Below are 20,159 nucleotides of genomic sequence, written 5' to 3' on the forward strand. Positions count from 1 at the left end.
CCCTGGCCCTGCCCTGAGGAGTGTCCGATGCCGTCATCGCCCCGAACGTCGCGCGTGGTCAAGCTCGCCGCCCTCCCCGACGGGCTGCCCGGGCCGGAGCATTTCAGCGTCGTGGACGTTCCCCTGCCGGTGCCGGCGGACGGGGAGGTGCTGGTCCGCAACCGCTGCTTCCAGGTCTTCCCCTCGCTGCGCACCCTGATCGGGGGCGGCGTGAAGGGCACGCCGTTCCCGCCGCTGCGTCCGGGCGACACCCTGTTCGGGGCGGCGATCGGCGAGGTCGTCTCGGCGCCCCGGGAAGCCGGTCTCCGTCCCGGCGACCTCGTCCGGCACTGGCTGGGCTGGCGCGAGCACGCCGTCGTGCCCGCCGACCAGTGCGCACCGCTGGACGGCACGCTGCCCGATCCGGCCGCGCACCTCGGCCAGGCGGGCGTCGCGTACACGGCGCTGGCCCGGGACGCGCGGGTCCGTCCCGGCGACACCGTGTTCGTCTCCGGCGGCGGGGGCGGGGTCGGCTCTCTGGCCGGTCAGATCGCCCGCCTGCTCGGCGCGGGCCGCGTGGTCGGCAGCACCGGCTCACCGGGCAAGGCCGCCCGCCTGGTGTCCGAACTGGGATACGACGCGGCGGTGATCCGGGGCGGGCGGCCCATCGCCGAGCAGCTGGCGGAGGCCGCGCCCGACGGCATCGACGTGTTCGTGGACAACGTCGGCGGCGAGCAGCTGCGGGCCGCGGTCGCCACCGCCCGGCCCGGTGCGCGGTTCGTCCTCGTCGGGACGCTGTCCGGGCAGCTCGCACCGGACCGCGCCGGCACCACGGCCCCGGTCGAGATCGACACGTTCCAGCTGGTCGCCAAGCGCGTCGAGATGCGCGGCTTCGGCGGGCTGGACGACGCCGGGCCGCGCCCCGAGTGGGCCGAGCGCGTCGGGGCCTGGCTGCGCTCGGGCGACCTCACGTTCCCGCACGTGCGCGTCGCGGGCATCGAGCACGCCCCGCGGGCGTTGCACGAACTGATCGGCGGACGGCACCTGGGAGCCGTCATCGTCGAGCCGTGACGTCCCGAGAGGATTCCCAATGAGGTTGTCAACCCGACGCCGTAACCGATCGTGAGCGGTTCAGGCTGCTGTGGTCAGTTTCAGGGTGGGTGCAGCCATGTAGACGCGTCCGTCTCTGAGCATCGCCCACAGCACGTTGACTCTGCGGCGGGCCAACGCGAGCACGGCCTGGATGTGCTTCTTGCCCTCGGCCCTCTTGCGCTCGTAGAACGCTTTGGAGGCGGGACAGCAGCGGATGCTGACCATGGCGGACATGTAGAACACTCGCAGCAGGCGGCGGCTGTAGCGCCGGGGCCGGCGCAGGTTGCCGCTGATCTTGCCCGAGTCCCGGGGTACCGGCGCGAGTCCCGAGACACCGGCCAGCCGGTCCGCGCTGCCGAACGCGGCCATGTCGCCGCCGGTGGCGGCGATGAACTCCGCGCCCAGGAGGGGGCCGATGCCGGGCAGGCTGGTGATCACCGCGGCGTGTTCGTGCTCGCGAAACCGGGCCTGGATGGCCGCGTCGGTCTCGGCGAGTTCGGCATCCAGGGCGATCACCTCCTCGGCCAGGCGCTCGACCACGGCGGCGGCGGTCTTCTCGCCCGTGACCGTGGTGTGCTGGGCCTGGGCGGCCTCGATCGCGGCCAGGGCCACGCGGGCAGGGTTGCGGACCTTGCGGGCCCGCAGCCATGTCTCCAGCCGGGCCTGGCCGATCTTGCGCAGCGAGGTGGGGGTGCGGTAGCCGGTGAGCAGTGTCAGGGCGGCCTTGCTGTTGCTGTAGTCGAAGGCGCGCTCCAGGGCGGGAAAGTAGCCCAGGAGCTGGTCGCGCAGCCGGTTGATGGTCCGGGTGCGATCGCAGGCCAGGTCGGTACGGCGGCCGGTGAGGATGCGCAGGTCCGTGGCGATCTCGTCGAAGGACGCGATCGGGTGCAGGTCCCGGCGCATGCGGGCCTGGTCGGCGATGATGAAGGCGTCCTTTGCGTCGGTCTTGCCGCCGCCCCGGTAGGCGCCGGAGGCGTGGTGGACGGTGCGCCCCGGGATGTAGACCAGGTCCTGGCCGTGGCCGAGCAGCAGGGTGATGAGCAGGGCCCCTCCACCGCTGTTGAGGTCGATCGCCCACCGCAGGTCTTCACCCAAGGCGTTGGCCTCGGCGATGAGGCCCAGGATCTCGGCTTCGTCGTTGACCACCTTCCTGGACAGCAGCCGGTTGCCGTCGGGGTCGATCACGGTGCAGTGGTGGTGGGTCTTACCCGCGTCCACACCTGCCCAAATGCGTGGCATCGGGCTCCTCCGTCGTCGCAGCTCACATGGGGGTCCCGCAGACGACCGCGCCGTCGTGTCCTTACACAGCGATCTGTTCGCGCATCCCAATCAGCGGTCGGGTCGTCTTGGAGCGCCAGGCGGCCAATCCTCTCAAGCCACCCAGGTGGCAAACCCATGAAAGCCATACCTGGCGCTCCCGGGGTCCTCCCAACCCTACGGACGGTCAGGAACGAACACCCAGGAAGAAGGTAAGGAGCCCCATGCGGATCGGCGACGCCGCCGCGGCGGCGGGGACCACCCCGCGAGCACTGCGGTTCTACGAGCAGCGCGGCCTCCTGCCCCCGCCGTCCCGCACCTCCGGCGGGCAGCGCCGGTACGGCCCCCGCGAGGTGGCCCGCGTGCTGACCATCCGCCGGCTGCTGGCCCTGGGCCTGACCGTCGAGGACGTCCGCGGCTGCGCCGACCGGCTCGACCTGCTGGACGGCGACGCGCTCCCGCCCTACGGCGGCCCCGGCTGCACGCGGAGCGCCGGGGTCGCCCGGCGCCGCCTCGCCGCCCTCGACGCCGAGATCGCCCGCCTGACGGAACTGCGCGACGCGCTCGCCGCCCAGATCGGCGAGACGGCGGGCAGGTAGGGCGCCCAGTCATCTGACAGATGAGCCGCACGCGGCGGTCTCCGTAGCTTCGATCGCGTCACCATGCCGCGCCATCGAGGGAGAGACCGCATGACCAAGGAACCGCTGCGCGTCGCGATCATCATCGCCAGCACGCGCGAGGGCCGGTTCGGGCCGACCGTGGGAACCTGGTTCGCCGAGCAGGCCCGGCAGCGCGAGGACCTGATCGTCGACGTGGTCGACGTGGCGGACGCGCCGCCGCCCGCCGCGCTGGGGGCGCCGGCGTCCGAGGGGTTCGCGCGCGTCAGCCGGACGCTGCACGAGGCCGACGCCTACGTCGTGGTGACCTGCGAGTACAACCACAGCTTCCCCGGCACGCTGAAGAACCTGATCGACACCCACTTCCACGAGTGGCGGGCCAAGGCGGTCGCGTTCGTCTCGTACGGCGGGCTGGGAGGCGGGCTGCGGTCCGTCGAGCACCTGCGGGGCGTCTTCGCCGAACTGCACGCCGTGACCGTCCGCGACACCGTCAGCTTCCACCACCCGTGGAACTGGTTCGGGGACGACGGCCGGCCGGACGACCCCGAGGGGGCGTCGGCGGCGGCCAAGGGGATGCTCGACCAGCTCGCCTGGTGGGCGCACGCCCTGCGCGACGCCCGGGCCGTCCGCCCGTACGGGGGCTGAGGTGACCGCGACGGCCGAGGCCCCGCCGCGGGGCCGGACGGCGCCGGACCCGACGGCGATCGTGCTCGTGCTCGTCCTCGGCTCCATCATGATCACGCTGGACACCACGGTCGTGAACGTCGCGATCAACCGGCTGTCGCAGGAGTTCCACGCGCCGCTCGGCACGATCCAGTGGGTGGCGACCGGGTACTCGCTGGCGCTCGGCGCGGTGATCCCGTCCAGCGCGTGGGCGGTCGGGCGGTTCGGCGCGCGCCGGCTGTACCTCGGCGCGATCGCGGCGTTCGGGGCCGGGTCGCTGCTCGCCGGGCTGGCGTGGAACGTCGAGTCGCTGATCGCGTTCCGGATCGTGCAGGGGTTCAGCGGCGGGCTGGTGATGCCGGTCGGCATGACGATCCTGCTGCGCGCCGCCGGGCCCGACCGGCTCGGCCGGCTCATGAGCACCCTCGGCCTGGCGATCCTCGTCGGGCCGCTCGCCGGGCCCGTCCTCGGCGGCTGGCTGATCGACGAGGTGTCGTGGCGGTGGATGTTCTTCGTGAACCTGCCCGTCGCGGCGGCCGTGGTGGCGCTGGCCTCGCGGTTCTTCCCGCGCGACGTCCCGGCGGAGGCGAGGCCGCTGGACGTCCCGGGCCTGCTGATGCTCTCGCCCGGCATCGCCGCCGTGCTGTACGGCGTGACGACGGGCGGCGACCGCGGCGCGTTCGGCTCGCCGGGCGTCGCCCTGCCGATGGCCGCGGGCGCGGTGCTGATCGCCGCGTTCACCGTCCGCGCGCTGACGGCCCGGCATCCCCTGATCGACCTGCGCGGCTTCCGGGACCGGACGTTCGCCGCCGCGACCGGGACGCTGGCCCTGTTCTCGTTCGGCTACTTCGGCTCGATGCTGCTGCTCCCGCTGTACCTGCAGGTCGTGCGGGGGGAGAGCGCGACGGCGGCGGGCCTGCTCGGCATCCCGTTCGCGCTCGGTTCCGGGACGGTGATACAGGTCGCGGGCCGGATCGCCGACCGGGTGCCGCCCGGGCGGCTCGTCCCGGTCTCGGTCGCGACGGCCCTCGCCGGGTTCGCGCTGCTCACCGTCCAGCTCGACGCGGACGCGTCCTACTGGGGGCTGTGCGCGACGATGCTGCTGATGGGCGCGGGCGGCGGCGCGACGATGATGCCCGCGATGACGGCGGCGACCCGCGGCATGCCGCACGACCGGGCCCCGGCGGCGAGCGCGACGGTCAACCTGGTCAACACGATGTCGGGCGCGATCGGGATGGCGACGGCGTCGGTCGTGCTGTCGTCGCTGATGAGCGACGTGGCGCCGGACGGGCGGGGCGGCGCGCTCCAGGCCGTCCACGCGCTCGGCCCGGACGGGCGCCGGGCCGTCGGGGGGCCGCTCGCGGAGGCGTTCCAGCACACCTACCTGTTCGCGGTCGGCATGATCGCCCTGGCGCTGGTCCCGGCACTGCTGCTGCCGCGCCGCCCCACCGGCTGACGCGCCGGTCCCCCGGCCGCCGGCCGGGGGACCGGGGGCGCTCAGACCTCCTTGAGGAAGCCGGAGTCGACGGCGAAGTCGGCCCCCGTCGTGCTCGCCGACCGCGGCGAGGCCAGCAGCGCGACCACGTCCGCGACCTCCTGCGGCGTCGCGAGACGGCCGGTCGTGAGGCTCATCATCTCGGCCGCGCCGCCGTCCAGCACCGCGTCGCGGTCGGAGCCCATGGCCCCGGCGATGATGTCGGCGGCGCCGCCCTCGTCCGTCCACCACGGCGTCCGGACCGGGCCCGGCGACACCGAGTTGACCCGGACGCCCTGGGGAGCGAACTCCTCCGACAGCCCCTTCGTCAGGTTGTTCAGCGCCGCCTTGGCCGCGTTGTAGTCGGAGTTCATCGGCCCGGGGCGCCGTCCGTTGACCGACGAGACGTTCACGATCGACGCCGCGTCGCTCTCCAGCAGGTGCGGCATCGCCGCCCGCACCGCGCGGACCACGGCGAACAGGTTGAACTCGAACATCTCGCGCCAGTCGTCGTCCGACGGGGTCAGGAACCCGAACCGGGGCAGCGTCGCGCCGGGCGGCGGCCCGCCCGCGTTGTTGACCAGGACGTCGAGCCGGCCGAACTCCTCCACGGCCCGCGCTACGACCTGCGCCGGGGCGGCGGCGTCCATCAGGTCGGCGGACACGTGCAGGAGGTTCGGCCCGGCGAACGCGTCCAGCTCCCCGCCGGGCTTGCGGGACACCGCCACGACGCGGGCCCCCTCGTCCAGCAGCGTCCGCGTGACGGCCGCCCCGATCCCCTTCGACGCCCCGGTGACGATCGCGACGCGCCCGGCAAGCCGCAGGTCCATGGGTTCCCCTCTCATAAGGCGGACGCGTCCGTCCCGGACGCGCCTCACCCTCTGAACCCCGCCCCCCAATGCCCGGTTGCACCGGCGAACACGTGATCGCCAGGAGCTATGCCTCCCGGGTCTTCGCCTCGGCCGCGCGGCGCGCACGCAGGGCGCGGACCCGGCCGCGGCTGGCGCAGACGGGGGACGGGCACCAGCGGCGGCGACGGCCATCTTCACCGCGAACCCGGCCAGAGCGTTCGCCGCGCCCTGGCTCTGGGGCCGTCTCGAAGCGGCCTCGGCCAGGCGAGCGAAGCGGGCCGGGACCTTGGAACACAGCCCTCAGCCAAGCGCTTCGTAGACGAGGGCGGCCACCGCGCCGTAGGCCAGGTGAGGGACGACGTCGGACGCCCAGTCCGACGCCGACCACTCGCGGGGATCGGTCAGGCCGAGGACGGTCATCGGGGCGCTCGACCCGGCCATCGCCAGCCCGGTCAGCACGGCGGTCCCGACCGGCCGGGGGAGGCACCGCCGCCCGGCCAGCAGGCCGTAGAGCAGCCCCGCGCCGAGTCCGGTGCCGAAGCCGAGCAGGGGTCCGAGCCCGGCCTTGCGGTTCCCGGCCTTCTCCCCCTCGCCCAGATCGACCCCGGCGATGCCGGCCAGCTTCTCCACGCTCTGCTCCGGCGTGCTGCTCGCGGGCCGTCCCCTGATCGCCATGTCGAGATAAGTCACCATATTGAGAGCGGTGGTCCCGGCCGCCCCGGCGGCCAGTCCGCGCGTGATCGTGTCCATGCCTTCGCGCTACCCGGCATCCACGCGCTCCCACCTGTCCGCCCGGTCAGGCCCAGTTCCGGGCGTCCGGGCGGCGCGCGGCGGCGAAGGACGCCACGGCGACCACGCCCAGCAGGCCGGCCGCGCACCACAGCGGGGCCGACACCGAGACGTTCCGTATGAGGAGGGCGCCGACGGCCGCGCCCAGCAGCAGGGCCGCGATCGACAGCGCCCTGCGCGCGAACCGCGCGCCGCCCTGCCCCCGCTCGGCGACCAGCGAGGTCAGGGTCGTGGTGACCACCACCGTCCGGAAGTCGGGCACCTCCAGCCTCCGGACGATCGCGTACTGCCAGCCCATCGAGACCGCGAGGACGGCGATCGCCGCAGGGCGGCCGGTCTCGGGCCGGGGGCCCAGGCCCGCCACGATCGCGGCGGCGACGGCCAGGGCGCCCGCCTGCGCCGCCGTGGCCGCGCCCAGCAGCAGCCCCCGGTGCGCGAGCCGGGTGAAGGCGACGTGCCCTCCGAGGACCGCCCCGACGCAGAAGGAGCCGGTCGACAGCGCGCTCAGCAGGATCTCCGTCCCGCTGCCGCCCAGTCCCAGCCCGAGAAAGATGATGTTCCCCGTCATGTTCGCGACGAAGACGTTGCCGAGCTCCAGAAAGCTGACCGAGTCCACCAGGCCGGTCGTGATCGTGAGCAGGACGAGCAGGGTCGGCAACGGCCCCTGACCTCGAAATTCAGGCACCCGCGCATTCTCGCGACCCTCGAACCGGCATCCGGCGAGCCGCCCCGGGGCCGCCGCGGAAATGAACGAGAGATGGGCGTCCCGCTCATCACGATCGAGGACGGGTGGGGCGGGCGGGCCGCCGTCCACTACGGTCCTGCCGTGGCTGATGATCTCGGGCGAGAGTTGCTGGACCGGTACCGGCTGACCGAACCGCTGGGGCGGGGAGGCATGGGCACGGTCTGGCGCGCCCACGACACGCGGCTCGGCCGGGAGGTGGCCGCCAAGCAACTGCGGCTGCCCCCCGAACTGGACTCCGAGCAGCGGGCGTCGATGACGGCGCGGCTGGACCGCGAGGCGCGCGCGGCCGCCCGGCTGCGCCACCCGGGCATCGTCACCGTCCACGACCTGGTGGTCGCGGAGGACGGGCAGCCGTGGATCATCATGGAACTGGTGCCGGGACGCTCCCTGGCCGAACTTCTCGCGCGGGAGGGCCCGCTGCCGCCGGAGCGCGCCGCGGCGCTCGGCCTGCAGATCCTCGACGCCCTGGAGGCGGCGCACCGGGCCGGCATCGTCCACCGCGATCTCAAGCCCGCCAACGTGATGCTGGAGGGCGACCGGGCCCTGCTGACCGATTTCGGGATCGCGGCGGTCGAGGGCGAGGACGCGCTCACCCGCTCGGGCGCGCTGCTGGGCACACCGGCGTTCATGGCGCCCGAGCAGGTGCGCGGACAGCCCGCCACCGCCGCCACGGACCTGTGGTCGCTCGGCGCGACGCTGTACAGCGCGGTGGAGGGCCGCCCGCCCTTCACCGGCGCCGCGACCGGCGCGGTCCTGGTGGCGGTCGCCACGGAGGCCCCTCCCGCGATGAGGAACGCGGGCCCGCTCCAGCCCGCCGTGGAAGGTCTGCTCCACAAGGAGCCCGCCGGGCGTCCGGACCCCGCCGCCCTCCGGGCCATGTTGAGCCATGTCGCCTCCGCACGGCCGCGTCCGGTCGCCGAGGAGCCGCAGTCTCCTCCGCCTCCACCGCGCGGACCCGCCGCCGCCCCTCCCGCGCAGCCGCCGCCACCGGCGTCCGGCCGCCCCGGACGCGCGGTCCTGATCGCGGTGGCACTGCTCGTGGTGCTCGCGGTCGCGGGCACGGGACTCACCTTCGCCCTGCGAGGGAACGCCGCGTACGAGGCCAACAAGAAGGGGGCGGCGGCCATCGGGGCGCCTGACGGATTCACCCTGAAAAAGGAAGAGAAGGCCGGCGCCGACCGGGCTCGCCGTACCTATTCGGGTTGCCCGCGCTTCTGCACCGGTTCCGCGTCCGACCTCATGCCGGCGGGCAAGGCCGTCGCCGGCTGGCTGGTGAAGATCCCCTCCGTCACCAGCGTCGGCCTGCCCGTCGTGTCACCGGACCAGACGGTCGTCACGATCCCGGTCGCGACCCACACCGCTCCCCGGATCTCCAACGTGTGGGTCGTCGCGGTGCGGAACCCGGAGCAGGACGTCCTCCTGCAGCTCGAGGTCGGCTGACGCGGCGAGGGCTCGACCGCAGGGCTCAGCGGCGGGCGCGCAACTCTTCGACCAGTTCGAGGGTGCAGGCCTGTTCGTGGCGGGCACCGACGCGTTCCCATGCCCGGGCCGAGCCCGCGAGCTCGCCGACGTCGCGGCGAAGGCGCCCGGAGGCGCGGGCCAGGCAGGCGGCGGCCCACGCGTTCTCCGAGGCGGCGTCCGACGCGGCGGCCAGGCGTTCCGGAGCGTCGGGCAGGCCGGCGGCGACGGCGAGTTCGGCCCCGGCCGCGCGGGCGTACCCCCGGTACCAGTCCTGGGGCGGGAAGGCCGCGAACGCCCGCTCCACCAGGGCCGGAGCATCGCGGGACCCGACGGCCCGCAGGGCGGTCCGCGCGTCGACGAACGCCGCGTAGGAGGCCAGGTAGCGGGGCCGGACGTCGCCGGCGATCCGCTCCGCGCGGGCGCGCCACAGCCGCAGACCGTCCTCGTCGCCCATCAGCCCGTGGGCCAGGGCGACGGCGGCGACCGAGGGCGCCGTCCAGGCGAGCGGGCTCCCGGCGTCCTCGCAGACGTCCCACAGCGCGGCCTCGTGGGACAGCGCCTCGTCCAGGTCTCCCCTCAGGACCAGCGCCTGGACGAGGGTGCTCAGCGCGACCGGCGAGCGGTCGCCGACGAGGTCGTCGGACGCGGCGAGCCGGGCCGCCGACAGCGCCGCGCGCAGGTCTCCGGCCGCGACGGCGCAGGCCGTGGCCATGTGGTACGTGTCGGTGATCTCCGGGGCGGGATACGGGACGTCGCGCGGCATCGCCGGGAGCAGGCCCGCGCGTTCGGCGGCGATCCGGTGCGCCTCCCGGAACCGGCCCGCGGTCAGGGCGGCGATGCAGCACCCGTCCAGCGCGGCCGACAGCAGGACCGGGTCGCCGGCGGACCGGGCGGCGGCCAGCGCGGCCGCGGCCAGGTACGGGTCCGGGGTGACCTTCTCGGTGCCGTGGTTCCACGCCCTGGCTGCGGCGACGTGCGCGGCCACGACCCGGTCGCGGAGGTTCCCGGCGGCGCGCGCCCGGGCCAGCAGCTCCCGCAGACGCTCCTGGGGGATCTCGGCGTCGAAACCGGAGGGGTGCCGCTCGGCGGTCACGACGGCGAAGGCGAGGGTGGCCGCCTCGCCGTCGCCGTCGCCCGCCCTGCGGAACTGCTCCGCCGACTCCAGCAGGAGGTCGAAGGCCCGGCCGGTCTCGATCAGGGCGTGCGCGGCGTCCGCGGCGTCCCGCAGATCGAGCGCCGCCTCGTCCGGGGTCGTCGCCCGCCGGGCCGCCTCCCGGTAGTGGCCGGGGGCCTCGGCGAGGAACCGGCGGGCATAGGTCAGATGCCCGAGGGACCGGGCGAGGCGGTGCGGCACGTCCGCCCGGCCGGGCGGCGCGCCGGCGAGCGCCGCGCGCAGGTCGTCGGCGACGGCGTCGAAGCGGGCGCGCCACCCGCCGTCCAGCGCGTCCTCCAGCCCGGCGGCGGTGTCGGCCGCCCACCGCAGGCGCCGCTCGCGGACGGCCGCCCGCGCGGCGCCCGAGGCCAGCCGCTCCGCGCCGAACGCGCGGACCGTCTCCAGCATGCGCCACCGGCCCTCCGCGGCGCGGACGACGAGGCTCTTGTCGGCCAGCCGCCCGAGCAGGTCGGCGGCCGCGCCCGCGCCGAGACCGGCGACGGCGCCCGCGGCCGCCAGGTCGAACCCGCCGACGAACACCGAGAGGCACTCGAACAGCTCCTTCTCGTCCTCGGTCAGCAGGTCGTGGCTCCAGCGGACGACCTCGCGCAGGGACCGGTGCCGCTCCACCGGCCCGCGGCCTCCGGTCAGCAGCCGCAGCACGTCCTCCAGCGCCGACAGCAGCCCGGTCGCCCCGAGCGACGCGCCGCGCGCCGCCGCGAGCTCGATCGCCAGCGGCATCCCGTCCAGGCGCCGGCAGATCTCGGCGACGTCCGCGCGGGCGGCGGTGAACCCCGGATCGGCCGCGAGGACGCGGTCCAGGAAGAGCCGTCCGGCGTCGGAGTCCGCCGGAAGCGGCGGGACGGGAACGGTCCGCTCGCCCGGCACGCCGATGCGCTCGCGTCCGGTGGCGAGGACGGTCACGGTGGGGCAGGCCGACAGCAGCCGCTCGACGAAGTCGGCCGCGGCGTCGAGGAGGTGCTCGCAGTTGTCGAGCACCAGCAGCGTCCGGCCCTTCGCGAGCCGGCGGGCGATGACGTCCTCCAGGGACTGGCCCGGCCGTTGCGTCACGCCGAGCGCGGACGCCACCGCCTGCGCGACGAACGCGTCGGAGACCGGCACGAGGTCGACGAACGCGCCGCCGAGCGGGAACGCGGGCGCGGCGGCCTCGGCGGCCGCCGCCGCGAGCCGCGTCTTGCCGATCCCGCCGGCGCCGAGGAGGGTCACCAGCCGCTCCCCCTCCAGCAGGGCGAGCACGGTCGCGATCTCGTCGGCGCGTCCGACCAGCGTGGTCCGCGCGGCCGGCAGGCCGGCGATGTGCCCCGGCGGGGGCGTGCCGCGCCTCGCCTCCTCCGCCAGCTCCCACCGGTCGGTCACGCCGTACTTGCGCAGGAGCGAGGAGATGTGGCTCTCGACGGTCCGCACCGAGATGTGGAGCCTGCCGGCGATCCGCACGTTCGACAGCCGCTCGCCGAGCGCCGCGAGGACCTCCGCCTCACGTTTGGACACCTGGACCGGGCGCTGGGGGGCCATCACGCCAGTCTCGCGGATCCGGAGAACTCCGGTGGCGGGTTCCGTGCCGTCTCCGTGGCGGCACGGATGCCATGGCCAGGCGCTTCGCGAAGACTTGCGGGCATAGGGCGACCACGCGTACTTCCCGGATCGGAGAATCCCGTGCGACGCATCATCAACTCCATGTTCGTCACCCTCGACGGCGTCATCCAGGACCCGCAGGACTGGCCGTCCCTCGGGGGCGGCGACTCCGGCGCGCAGACGGAGCTGCTGCTCGGATGCGACGGCGTCCTGCTGGGGCGGCACACCTACGACAGTTTCGCCTCGGTGTGGAGGGGGCGATCCGGCGATCCCTACACCGACAAGATGAACGCGGTGACGAAGTACGTCGTCTCGTCCACCCTCGACAAGGCCGACTGGGACAACTCGGTCGTCATCGGCGGCGACGTGGTCGGCGAGATCGCCCGCCTGAAGGAGCGGCCCGGCGGGACCATCCTGCTGTACGGGTTCGGCCGCCTCTCCCACGCCCTGATGCGGCGCGGACTGATCGACGAACTCCGGCTCTGGGTCCACCCGTTCCTCCTCGGGAGGGCCGGCGAGGACGGCCTGCTCTTCCAGCAGGACACCCGCGCCATGTTCGACGTCATCGAGACGCGGACGTTCGACTCCGGCGTCGTGCTGCTGTCCTACCGGCTCAAGCCCTCACCCGACCAGACCTGACGACCTCGCGGGACCGGCCGCGCCCTCGCGACGCCCGCCGGTGCGCCGAACGCCGGGCGGGCCGTGGGGCCCGCCCGGCGTCGCAGGTGCTCGGGTCAGCGCGTTCCGAGCAGGATGGAGGAGGGCACCCGCGTCGCCACCGGCGGCAGCTTCGTGCCGTCGCCTGCGGCGGCCGCCTGGGGCGCCATCGCGCTCGCGTCCGCCGGCCCCCTGGTCGCGGGCGCCGGTCCGGCGCTCTCCACGAACGGCTGGACGTCGCCGACGCACACCTTGCCCGCGGGCGGCAGCGTCCCGCCGACGAGGTAGCCGTCGACCGCCTTCGTCACGCACGCCGACGTGCCGTAGGCGGTGTGCCCCCAGCTGTTGCTGGACAGCAGCCGGCTGTTGGGCAGCAGCTTGCTGGACGAGACCGCGTCGTTGTAGTTCGTGGCCGGGTCGTAGTAGTTCCCCACGAACAGGACGGGGGCGTTCGTCCGCCGGTTGAAGGGACCGGTGTAGGCGTCCTCGTCGCGGACCTTCCAGGCGTCGCGAGCGCACTGGACGCTGCTCCAGCCCCACGCGCGCCCGAAGTAGGGCGCCCGCTTGTCGGACGCCGCCGTCAGCGCGGGCCAGCTCCCCGCCTTCTTCGGGTGCAGGCCGTCGGTGCAGGTGACACCGCTGAACGCCTCAAGGCCGTTGTCGTAGGGGAAGTCCTTGGCCGAGACCTTCTCCGCGGCCTCCTTGCGCCGCTCGACCTCGGCCCGGCGCGCCGCGATGCGGGAGGCGAGGGCCTTGCGCGCCCTGGCGGCCTGCGCCGCCGGCGATGCGGGCGAGGTCGCCTTCCACAGGTCGGTGATCGTGGCGTCGATGAACTCCCAGCCGCTCGGGTCGTACAGCGAGCCGAGCGTGCCCCCGACGAGGTCGGCGTAGGTGACCTTCTCGCCGTCGACGTCGGCGGGCTTCGCCTTCAGCCGCTTGGCGAGGACGTCGAAGTTCTTGACGGGATCGCCGTAGGCCGCGAACTGGCATTTCGCCTTGCCCGCCTTGCCGCAGCGGACGAGGATCTCCTTCAGCGCCTTGTAGGCGCCGTCGGCGGACCGCAGGCGGTCGTCCAGGATCTGGTTCGCGGTCTTGGCGGTGCCGGCCCAGGAGACCGGGTTGAGGACGCCGTCCACGACCAGGGCCCGCAGCCGGTCGGGGAACATGTTCGCGTAGTACTGCCCGAGTGCCGTGCCGTAGCTGAAGCCCAGGTAGGACAGCTTCTTGTCGCCGACCGCACGGCGCAGGACGTCCATGTCGCGCGCCGCCTCGGCGGTGGACATCGCACCCGCGAGCTTCTTCCCTGTCGTCGAGCAGCCCTTGCCGACCGCCTTCGCCGACTTGACGTAGGCGGCCTCCTGCTTCGCGCCGACCGGGAACGCCACGTCCATCCCCGAAAGCGCGAGCGTCTGGTCCCTGGTGGACTTGAAGCACGCGACGTTGGAGCTGAAGCCGATGCCGCGCGGATCGAAGCCGACGACGTCGAAGCGGTCGAGGACGTCCTTCCCGAAGATGTAGGGCGCCTGGTAGGCGAGGGCGGTGCCCTGGCCGCCGGGTCCGCCCGGGTTGACGAACAGGCTGCCGATCCGCTTCTCGGCGTTGCGCGCCTTCACCCGCAGGAGGGCGATCTCGGTGGTCGCGCCCTTCGGATCGTCGTAGTCCAGGGGCAGCCGGACGGTCGCGCATTCGGCGTAGTCGTAGCACTTGTACCAGGCGAGCTTCGGAGCGGGCACACGGTCGGCGCGCGCCTTCTCGACCGGGCTCGTCGTGTCGCCCGGGGCGGCCAGAGCGGTGACCGCCAAGGCCGGCACGAGCGCCGCACCGGCCACGCCCGCCGCGAGAATCCTGTGTCCGAGACGCATGAGGTTCCCTTCGTGGGGATCGATGCCTCTCCCGCGCATTCGCACGGATTGGTCCGCTGATTCTCGAATGCGCCGCCTGCCCCCGTGATCCACCGCCGGACCCGACCTCCGCTTCAGAAGATCACCCCGAGGACCGATTGACGCTCGCCTCCGGGGGCGTACCGCCAGGCGGGACGGAAGGCCTCTCCTCCGCAGGACGCCCGCACCCACCCCTCACCCGAACACAGCGTGGGGCAAAAACGATCTTTTTGATGGGATCGCGACCCCTGGTGTGCTGTAATCCGGTTGGTCCGTTTCATGATCACTGCCCACGGCCGCCCCACGGCCGGGGAGGGGAGACACCATGAGCCGTCTCGTCGACCGCCTGCTGGAGCGCGTGGCCCCCAAGGCCACCGCGTCCGCCGGCTGCAGCTACACCAACTACTGCTACCGCACCCTGTACATGCGGCGCATGTGCTGCCTCGACCAGGGTTGCCAGTCCTGGGTGATCGGCGCCTGCGGATAGCCGTGAGACCCCTCGCGGGCGCCGGTGCTCCGCCGCCCGCGAGGGGTCGTCCTGTGAGGAGTGCGCATGGAACTCGTGCGGATCGGCTGCGCCTGCCTGATCGGGCTGGTCTTCGCCGTGTCGGCCGTTTCCAAGCTTCGCGACTTCGACGGCTTCGCCAGATCCGTTCCCGCGCTCGTGCCCGCGTGGCCCGGCCGCGCCCGGCTCCTGGCGATCACCACGACCGCTCTTGAGGCACTGGTGCCGCCGCTGCTGATCGCGCCGGTCACCGCCCCCTTCGGCTTCGGTCTGGCCGCCGTGCTGCTGGCCGCCTTCACCGCGGCCGTCGCGGCCGCGGTCCGGCGCGGACGCCGCACCGCCTGCCGCTGCTTCGGCCGGTCCAGCGTTCCGCTCGGTCCGCGCCATCTCGTCCGCAACGGAGCGCTGCTCACCTGCGCCGTGCTCGGCGCCCTGGCCCCAGGCGGCCTGCCGCCCGCGGGCGGCATCGCGGTGGCCGCCGCGGCCGGGCTGGCCGGAGCCGTGCTGATCGTCTTTCTCGACGACATCGTCGAGCTGTTCGCGAGGAACCCCTGATGCCCTATCTCATCGCCGCCGTCGTCCTCCTCGGGCTGCTGTCCGCGTTCAACCTCGTCCTCACGCTCACCCTGATCCGCAGGCTGCGGGAGAACGGCGCCGCGCACCCGGGCCACGGGGACCACGCGGGCCCGCCGACGGCGCTCGGGCCCGGCTCGCAGATCGGCGACTTCACCGCGACGACCACCGAGGGCGAGCCGGTCTCCCAGGCGGACCTCCCCGCCCTGGTCGCCTTCTTCTCCGCGAACTGCCCGCCCTGCCACGAGCTGGCGCCCCGCTTCGCGGAGCTCACGACGGGGCTGCCCCGGCTCGCGGTCGTGACCGGCGAGGATCCCGAGCTGGTCGCGGTCCTGTCACCGGCGGTCCGCGTCGTCGTCGAGGACTACGACGGCGCCGTGAGCGGCGCCTTCCAGAACACCTGGACGCCGGCGCTCTACATCGTCGACGGCGGGCGGCACGTGGTGGCCACGGGCGGGCGCCTGGAGGACCTGCCCCTCGAAGCCCCGGCGTGACGATGCCGGAGACGAACCGGGGGGCGGGCGCGTGAGCGGACGTCCCCCCGTCCGCGGAGTGGCCGCCGCCGGGGCCGAGGCGTCCGCGCTCATCTGGCGGTCGGCGCCCGGCGGCGTGTCCGGCTACCTGCTGACCACCCTGGCCGAGGCCGCCGCGCCGGTCGTGACCGCGTGGCTGATGAAGACGGTCGTCGACCGGCTGGCGACGTCGCAGGGTTCGGTCGCGGGCCCGGCCGCCGCCCTGGTGGCGGCGGGCCTGGCCGCCGCGGCCCTGCCCGGGATCGGCAAGTACCTGCGCGACCAGGGCGGCCGGGCCGCCGGAGTCCGCGCGACCGACCGGCTGTTCGCCGCGACCGAACGCCAGGTCGGGCTGCGCCGGTTCGAGGACCCGGTCTTCCTGGACCGGCTGCGCCTGTCGCAGGAGGCGGCCGCCGGCGCCGGGGTCCTGGTCGACGCCGTCTGCGGCACCGCGCGCGGCGCGCTGTCCCTCATCGGCTTCCTCGCCTCGCTGCTGGTGATCAGCCCGCAGATGACGGGGCTGGTGCTGCTGGCCGCCGTACCGGCGCTGATCGCCGAACTCCTGCTGTCGCGGAGCCGGGCGACCATGCAGTGGACGACCGAGCAGACCCACCGCCGCGAGTTCTTCTACAGCCGCCTGCTGACGGACGTGGAGGCGGCCACCGAGATCCGGCTGTTCGGCATCGGCGCCTTCCTGCGCGCCCGGATGATGTCCGAGCGCCGGCGCGGCAACCGGGCCGAGCAGCGGATGAGCCGGCGCGAACTGGCCGTCCAGGGCGGCCTCACCGCGCTGAGCGCCGCGGTGGCGGGCGGCGGCCTGTGGTGGGCGATCACGGCGGCACGGCACGGCACGCTCGGCGTCGGGGACATCACCATGTTCGTCGCCGCGGTCGGTGGCGTCCAGACCGCCCTGACCCTGCTGACCTCCTCCATCGCCGTCGCCCACGGCCGCCTGCTCGTGTTCACGCACTACGTCGCGGTGACCCGCGCGGAACCGGACCTGCCGAGCGCCGCGACGGGCGAGGCCCCGGAACTGCGGCGGGGCATCGAGTTCCAGGACGTGTGGTTCCGCTACAGCGACGACCATCCCTGGGTCCTGCGCGGCGTGGACCTGACGATCCCCCACGGCTGGGCCGTCGCGCTGGTCGGCCTGAACGGCGCGGGCAAGAGCACGCTGGTCAAACTGCTCTGCCGCATGTACGACCCGACGCGCGGGCGGATCCTGTGGGACGGCGTAGACCTGCGGGACATTCCGCCGCACGCGCTGCGCGAGCGCATCAGCGCGGTGTTCCAGGACCACATGAACTACGACATGACCGCGAGGGAGAACATCGCGGTCGGCGACCTCCGGGCGCTCGACCGCCCGGAGGCGGTCCAGGACGCGGCCGTCGGCGCGGGCATCCACGACAAGCTCGCCGGCCTTCCCCACGGCTACGACACCCTGCTGACCCGGATGTTCTTCTCGGAGGCCGACAAGGAGGACGCCGAGACCGGGGTGGTGCTGTCCGGCGGCCAGTGGCAGCGCCTCGCGCTGGCCCGCGCCTTCGTCCGCGACGGCCGGGACCTGATGATCCTGGACGAGCCCAGCTCCGGCCTCGACCCCGAGGCCGAGCACCAGGTCCACGCCCAGATGCGCCTCCACCGGTCCGGCCGGACCAGCCTGCTGATCTCGCATCGGCTCAGCGCCGTCCGGGACGCCGGCCTCATCGCGATCCTCGACGAAGGCCGCGTGGCCGAGCTCGGCACCCACGAGACGCTGCTGGCGGCGGACGGCCACTACGCCCGCCTGTTCCGCCTCCAGGCGGCCGGATACCAGGAGGCCCCGCAGCCCTCCGAGGGCATCGGATGACGTGGCTCGCCGCCGCGGCGGGCGTGCTCCTGGCGGTCGGCGCCCCCACCGTGTGGGTGCGCCTGCGGTACCTGGTCGCCACGGTCGACGGGCCCAGCATGGAACCGGCGCTCCGCTCCGGCGACCGGCTCCTCGTCCGGCGGACCCGGCGGGTGCGCGCGGGCCAGATCGTGGTGGTGCGGATCCAGCCGCCGACGCTGGACGCGCCGCCCCCGGACGCGGACCCCGCCCCGGACGAGGAGATTCCGGTCCTGCGGGTCCACCCGGACGGGGTCCTGCTCGTCAAGCGGGCGATCGCCGTCGCCGGTGATCCCGTCCCGGTGGACCGGGTGCCGTGCCTGCGGGAGACGCGGGAGACGACCGTGCCGCCGGGCGCCCTCGTCGTGCTGGGCGACAACGCGGCCACCAGCTGGGACTCCCGCGACTACGGTTTCGTCCGCGCCGACCAGTTCATCGGCGTGGCCGTCCGCAACCTCCCGACCCGCTGACCACGCGTCCCCCACGGGCCTTCCACCGGCCCTGACACCAGCTGGCCTACCGGGCGGGATGGGCTCTGGTCCACCACTTCGCAGACCCGGCAGGCCCCTGGTCGGTGCTTTGGTTCGTCCGGGACCCGTGTCGCCCGGTACCGGGCTCAGAAGGTCCGGTCGGTGAACCAGGTCGCCTGGCTGGAGGGATGGGTCAGGTCGAAGGTCGTGCCCGTCAGGCGCCTGTCGGAGCCCAGCGAGCCGACGTAGCGTCCCCGGGATCCGTTGGACCATCCGATGGTGAAGGAGATGCCGGTGCCCTCCACCGCTCCTTCCTCGATCGTCCCGACCGTGTCGCTGAAGGACGCGCTCCCGAAGAGCCTGCCGCCGGCGTCCTGGGTCACGTTGACCCGCGGCGCGGCCCCGTTGCTCTGGAAGAGCTGGTAGACGCCGCTCGCGTTGAAGGAGGGTGCGGCGAGCACCCTGCTCGGCGCGGAGGCCGGCGCCGCGGACGCGGCCAGGGCGGGGCCGGGGGACAGGGCCAGGCCGCCCGCCCCGACGGCGAGGGCGAGGGCGGTGGCGGTGAGCTTGGTGATCATGATGTCTCCTGTTCGATGAGGACTCCGTGCACCAGCCACGCTCGCCCCGGGCGGACCGTCGCAGTACCCCCTCGACCGAGGGGGTTGACGTGATGCGCCGACTGCTTCCGCCGGGCTTGTGTCGTTTTGTTCAGGCTTGCCGGTGAGCTGGACCCGGCCCTGCCCCGTCGTGACGGTGACGTCCCTGCCACCTGCGGGAGAGGCGGACCGGTGGGGAGGGGATACGGTTCGGCCGTCAGGTGATACTGGCCGGGTGACCGGGGTGGCGAGCGGGCCCCGCTCCGCCCTGATCGGGGCTGCGGCAGAGGCCGCCACCAACGCGGAGCTGGGCACGGCGATCTCACAGTGGGTCGGGCGGGTGGTGCCGCACGACGGGTACATGCTCGCGGCGGTGGACCCGGTCACCGGCGCCGGGTCCTTTCTCGCCAGGGAGCACGGTTACAGCCCCGCGGCCGCCCGCCGGCTGACTCTGGGCGACCCGTCGGAAGAAGACCCTCCCGTCGCCTTCGAAACGCTGGCCGGCGGCCCGCACCGTGCGATGGTGCTCAACACCGACAGCCCTGGGCCCTGCCGCGGTCCCTCGATGCGCGCGGTGATGGCCGGTGAGGGCGTCGGCAGCGAGTTGCGGGTCGCGCTGGTCGGCGCGAGGGTCACCTGGGGCGGCCTGGTTCTGGTGCGCGCACGGGGGAGCCGGCCCTTCACGGCGTTCGAGGCGGCGCACGCCCAGCGGCTCGGCCGGGACGTCGTCGCCGCGATGAAGCGCTACGTGTCCGGCGGGCCGCTGAAACCCAGCGGTCTGGACCGGCCGCCGGGCGTGCTCGTCGTCGGAGCCGACGAGACGGTCGTGGCCGCCACCCCGTCCGCGCGCGACTGGATCGACGAGCTGGGGACCGTTCCGGCGACCGTGTCCCCCGGCGCGCTCGTCGAGCCGCACGCGCCGCTGGAGAGCACCGTCTGGAACCTCACCCAGGCGGCGCGCGGGGCGGGAGCACCCTGCCTGACCCGCGTCCCCACGCGGCGCGGATGGATCGTCATGCGCGCCCAGCCCATGACCAGCGCGGAACCGGGTGCGGTGGCGGTGACGATCCAACCGGCCACCGGCACCGATCTGCTGCCGGCGATGGCGCTGTGGCATGGCCTGTCCCCCAGGGAGAGCGCGATCGTCGGCCATGTGCTCCAGGGCATGGCCACCAAACAGATCGCCCGGCGCCTGGGGGTGTCGCCACACACCGTCAACGACCACTTCAAGTCGATCTACCGCAAGTCCGGCGTCTGCGCGCGCGAGGAACTCCTCGCCCGGTTCCTCGGCTGAAAAGGCCGCAGGAGTTCCTCTGGAAGACCTGGTGGACGCCGCTCGCGCTGAAGGCGGCCGCGCCGCGCGGGGGGCGAGCCCGCGCGGCCTGTGAGCCCGGTGATGCCGTTCTGCGCAGAGTGGCGGTTCGC

The 20,159-nt window shown here is 74.1% G+C and carries 19 protein-coding genes; 12 read left to right on the forward strand and 7 right to left on the reverse strand.

Annotated features, from left to right (window positions below; genetic code table 11):
• The first annotated feature begins 27 nt into the window (after positions 1-27).
• A complete protein-coding gene (locus ACQEU6_RS28725) occupies positions 28-1,050 on the forward strand; it encodes an MDR family NADP-dependent oxidoreductase (protein ID WP_499336172.1) in 1,023 nt (340 codons plus the stop codon).
• Between the two features lie 60 nt (positions 1,051-1,110).
• Here ACQEU6_RS28725 and ACQEU6_RS28730 read toward each other — a convergent pair whose 3' ends face one another.
• A complete protein-coding gene (locus tag ACQEU6_RS28730) occupies positions 1,111-2,310 on the reverse strand; it encodes an IS110 family RNA-guided transposase (RefSeq protein WP_499328410.1) in 1,200 nt (399 codons plus the stop codon).
• Between the two features lie 242 nt (positions 2,311-2,552).
• Here ACQEU6_RS28730 and ACQEU6_RS28735 point away from each other — a divergent pair, with 242 nt between their 5' ends.
• The 3 genes from ACQEU6_RS28735 to ACQEU6_RS28745 all read left to right on the forward strand — a co-directional run bounded on the left by ACQEU6_RS28735 (position 2,553) and on the right by ACQEU6_RS28745 (position 5,064).
• Complete coding sequence (locus tag ACQEU6_RS28735; RefSeq protein WP_499336173.1) at positions 2,553-2,927, forward strand: MerR family transcriptional regulator; 375 nt, start codon at positions 2,553-2,555, stop codon at positions 2,925-2,927.
• Positions 2,928-3,017: 90 nt separating this feature from the next.
• Positions 3,018-3,590, forward strand: a complete 573-nt coding sequence (locus tag ACQEU6_RS28740; RefSeq protein WP_499336174.1) for an NADPH-dependent FMN reductase — start codon at positions 3,018-3,020, stop codon at positions 3,588-3,590.
• A 1-nt stretch (position 3,591) separates the two neighbouring features.
• Positions 3,592-5,064, forward strand: coding sequence for a DHA2 family efflux MFS transporter permease subunit (locus tag ACQEU6_RS28745; protein WP_499336175.1), 1,473 nt, complete (start codon positions 3,592-3,594; stop codon positions 5,062-5,064).
• Between the two features lie 41 nt (positions 5,065-5,105).
• Here ACQEU6_RS28745 and ACQEU6_RS28750 read toward each other — a convergent pair whose 3' ends face one another.
• The 3 genes from ACQEU6_RS28750 to ACQEU6_RS28760 form a co-directional block, all read right to left on the reverse strand.
• Positions 5,106-5,912, reverse strand: a complete 807-nt coding sequence (locus tag ACQEU6_RS28750) for an SDR family NAD(P)-dependent oxidoreductase (RefSeq protein WP_499336176.1) — start codon at positions 5,910-5,912, stop codon at positions 5,106-5,108.
• A 321-nt stretch (positions 5,913-6,233) separates the two neighbouring features.
• Entirely contained in the window at positions 6,234-6,683 is a 450-nt protein-coding gene (locus tag ACQEU6_RS28755; protein WP_499336177.1) for a hypothetical protein, read from the reverse strand.
• Between the two features lie 46 nt (positions 6,684-6,729).
• A complete protein-coding gene (locus ACQEU6_RS28760; RefSeq protein ID WP_499336178.1) occupies positions 6,730-7,407 on the reverse strand; it encodes a YoaK family protein in 678 nt (225 codons plus the stop codon).
• A 72-nt stretch (positions 7,408-7,479) separates the two neighbouring features.
• On the opposite strand from ACQEU6_RS28760, the gene ACQEU6_RS28765 reads away from it, so the two are divergent.
• On the forward strand, positions 7,480-8,907 hold the full coding sequence (locus tag ACQEU6_RS28765) for a serine/threonine-protein kinase (protein WP_499336179.1): 1,428 nt from the start codon (positions 7,480-7,482) through the stop codon (positions 8,905-8,907).
• A gap of 25 nt (positions 8,908-8,932) precedes the next feature.
• On the opposite strand, the gene ACQEU6_RS28770 is transcribed toward ACQEU6_RS28765, so the two are convergent.
• Positions 8,933-11,614 (reverse strand): ATP-binding protein, encoded by a 2,682-nt coding sequence (locus ACQEU6_RS28770; protein ID WP_499336180.1) that lies wholly within the window; start codon positions 11,612-11,614, stop codon positions 8,933-8,935.
• 141 nt (positions 11,615-11,755) lie between these two features.
• Between ACQEU6_RS28770 and ACQEU6_RS28775 the strand changes: the two genes are divergently transcribed.
• Complete coding sequence (locus ACQEU6_RS28775; RefSeq protein ID WP_499336181.1) at positions 11,756-12,313, forward strand: dihydrofolate reductase family protein; 558 nt, start codon at positions 11,756-11,758, stop codon at positions 12,311-12,313.
• Between the two features lie 95 nt (positions 12,314-12,408).
• Here the strand turns inward: ACQEU6_RS28775 and ACQEU6_RS28780 are convergent, their stop codons facing one another.
• Entirely contained in the window at positions 12,409-14,193 is a 1,785-nt protein-coding gene (locus tag ACQEU6_RS28780) for an alpha/beta hydrolase (RefSeq protein ID WP_499336182.1), read from the reverse strand.
• Positions 14,194-14,536: 343 nt separating this feature from the next.
• Between ACQEU6_RS28780 and ACQEU6_RS28785 the strand changes: the two genes are divergently transcribed.
• From ACQEU6_RS28785 to ACQEU6_RS28805, 5 genes are all read left to right on the forward strand, one after another.
• Positions 14,537-14,698 carry a hypothetical protein gene (locus ACQEU6_RS28785; protein ID WP_499336183.1) on the forward strand — a complete coding sequence of 54 codons (162 nt, stop codon included), beginning with the start codon at positions 14,537-14,539 and terminating at the stop codon, positions 14,696-14,698.
• A 66-nt stretch (positions 14,699-14,764) separates the two neighbouring features.
• The gene (locus ACQEU6_RS28790) at positions 14,765-15,271 is read left to right on the forward strand and encodes a MauE/DoxX family redox-associated membrane protein (protein ID WP_499336184.1); all 507 of its coding nucleotides are present in this window, start codon (positions 14,765-14,767) and stop codon (positions 15,269-15,271) included.
• Positions 15,271-15,783 (forward strand): TlpA disulfide reductase family protein, encoded by a 513-nt coding sequence (locus ACQEU6_RS28795; RefSeq protein ID WP_499336185.1) that lies wholly within the window; start codon positions 15,271-15,273, stop codon positions 15,781-15,783. Before ACQEU6_RS28790 ends, ACQEU6_RS28795 begins: the two co-directional genes overlap by 1 nt.
• 31 nt (positions 15,784-15,814) lie before the next feature.
• Complete coding sequence (locus ACQEU6_RS28800; RefSeq protein ID WP_499336186.1) at positions 15,815-17,650, forward strand: ABC transporter ATP-binding protein; 1,836 nt, start codon at positions 15,815-15,817, stop codon at positions 17,648-17,650.
• Positions 17,647-18,138 carry a S26 family signal peptidase gene (locus ACQEU6_RS28805; protein WP_499336187.1) on the forward strand — a complete coding sequence of 164 codons (492 nt, stop codon included), beginning with the start codon at positions 17,647-17,649 and terminating at the stop codon, positions 18,136-18,138. Before ACQEU6_RS28800 ends, ACQEU6_RS28805 begins: the two co-directional genes overlap by 4 nt.
• Before the next feature lie 146 nt (positions 18,139-18,284).
• Here the strand turns inward: ACQEU6_RS28805 and ACQEU6_RS28810 are convergent, their stop codons facing one another.
• On the reverse strand, positions 18,285-18,716 hold the full coding sequence (locus ACQEU6_RS28810) for a hypothetical protein (protein WP_499336188.1): 432 nt from the start codon (positions 18,714-18,716) through the stop codon (positions 18,285-18,287).
• Between the two features lie 253 nt (positions 18,717-18,969).
• Between ACQEU6_RS28810 and ACQEU6_RS28815 the strand changes: the two genes are divergently transcribed.
• Complete coding sequence (locus tag ACQEU6_RS28815; protein WP_499336189.1) at positions 18,970-20,028, forward strand: helix-turn-helix transcriptional regulator; 1,059 nt, start codon at positions 18,970-18,972, stop codon at positions 20,026-20,028.
• Positions 20,029-20,159: the final 131 nt, after the last annotated feature.

The organism is Spirillospora sp. CA-108201, from assembly GCF_050936235.1.
GTDB lineage: Bacteria > Actinomycetota > Actinomycetes > Streptosporangiales > Streptosporangiaceae > Spirillospora.

Excerpts from the sequence above, each read along its gene's own strand:
- ACQEU6_RS28755 (WP_499336177.1), bottom strand. The coding sequence starts at position 6,683 with ATGGACACGATCACGCGCGGACTGGCCGCCGGGGCGGCCGGGACCACC.
- ACQEU6_RS28810 (WP_499336188.1), bottom strand. The coding sequence starts at position 18,716 with ATGATCACCAAGCTCACCGCCACCGCCCTCGCCCTCGCCGTCGGGGCG.
- ACQEU6_RS28785 (WP_499336183.1), top strand. The coding sequence starts at position 14,537 with ATGAGCCGTCTCGTCGACCGCCTGCTGGAGCGCGTGGCCCCCAAGGCC.
- ACQEU6_RS28725 (WP_499336172.1), top strand. The coding sequence starts at position 28 with ATGCCGTCATCGCCCCGAACGTCGCGCGTGGTCAAGCTCGCCGCCCTC.
- ACQEU6_RS28750 (WP_499336176.1), bottom strand. The coding sequence starts at position 5,912 with ATGGACCTGCGGCTTGCCGGGCGCGTCGCGATCGTCACCGGGGCGTCG.
- ACQEU6_RS28780 (WP_499336182.1), bottom strand. The coding sequence starts at position 14,193 with ATGCGTCTCGGACACAGGATTCTCGCGGCGGGCGTGGCCGGTGCGGCG.
- ACQEU6_RS28765 (WP_499336179.1), top strand. The coding sequence starts at position 7,480 with ATGGGCGTCCCGCTCATCACGATCGAGGACGGGTGGGGCGGGCGGGCC.
- ACQEU6_RS28770 (WP_499336180.1), bottom strand. The coding sequence starts at position 11,614 with ATGGCCCCCCAGCGCCCGGTCCAGGTGTCCAAACGTGAGGCGGAGGTC.
- ACQEU6_RS28735 (WP_499336173.1), top strand. The coding sequence starts at position 2,553 with ATGCGGATCGGCGACGCCGCCGCGGCGGCGGGGACCACCCCGCGAGCA.
- ACQEU6_RS28730 (WP_499328410.1), bottom strand. The coding sequence starts at position 2,310 with ATGCCACGCATTTGGGCAGGTGTGGACGCGGGTAAGACCCACCACCAC.
- ACQEU6_RS28740 (WP_499336174.1), top strand. The coding sequence starts at position 3,018 with ATGACCAAGGAACCGCTGCGCGTCGCGATCATCATCGCCAGCACGCGC.
- ACQEU6_RS28790 (WP_499336184.1), top strand. The coding sequence starts at position 14,765 with ATGGAACTCGTGCGGATCGGCTGCGCCTGCCTGATCGGGCTGGTCTTC.
- ACQEU6_RS28805 (WP_499336187.1), top strand. The coding sequence starts at position 17,647 with ATGACGTGGCTCGCCGCCGCGGCGGGCGTGCTCCTGGCGGTCGGCGCC.
- ACQEU6_RS28795 (WP_499336185.1), top strand. The coding sequence starts at position 15,271 with ATGCCCTATCTCATCGCCGCCGTCGTCCTCCTCGGGCTGCTGTCCGCG.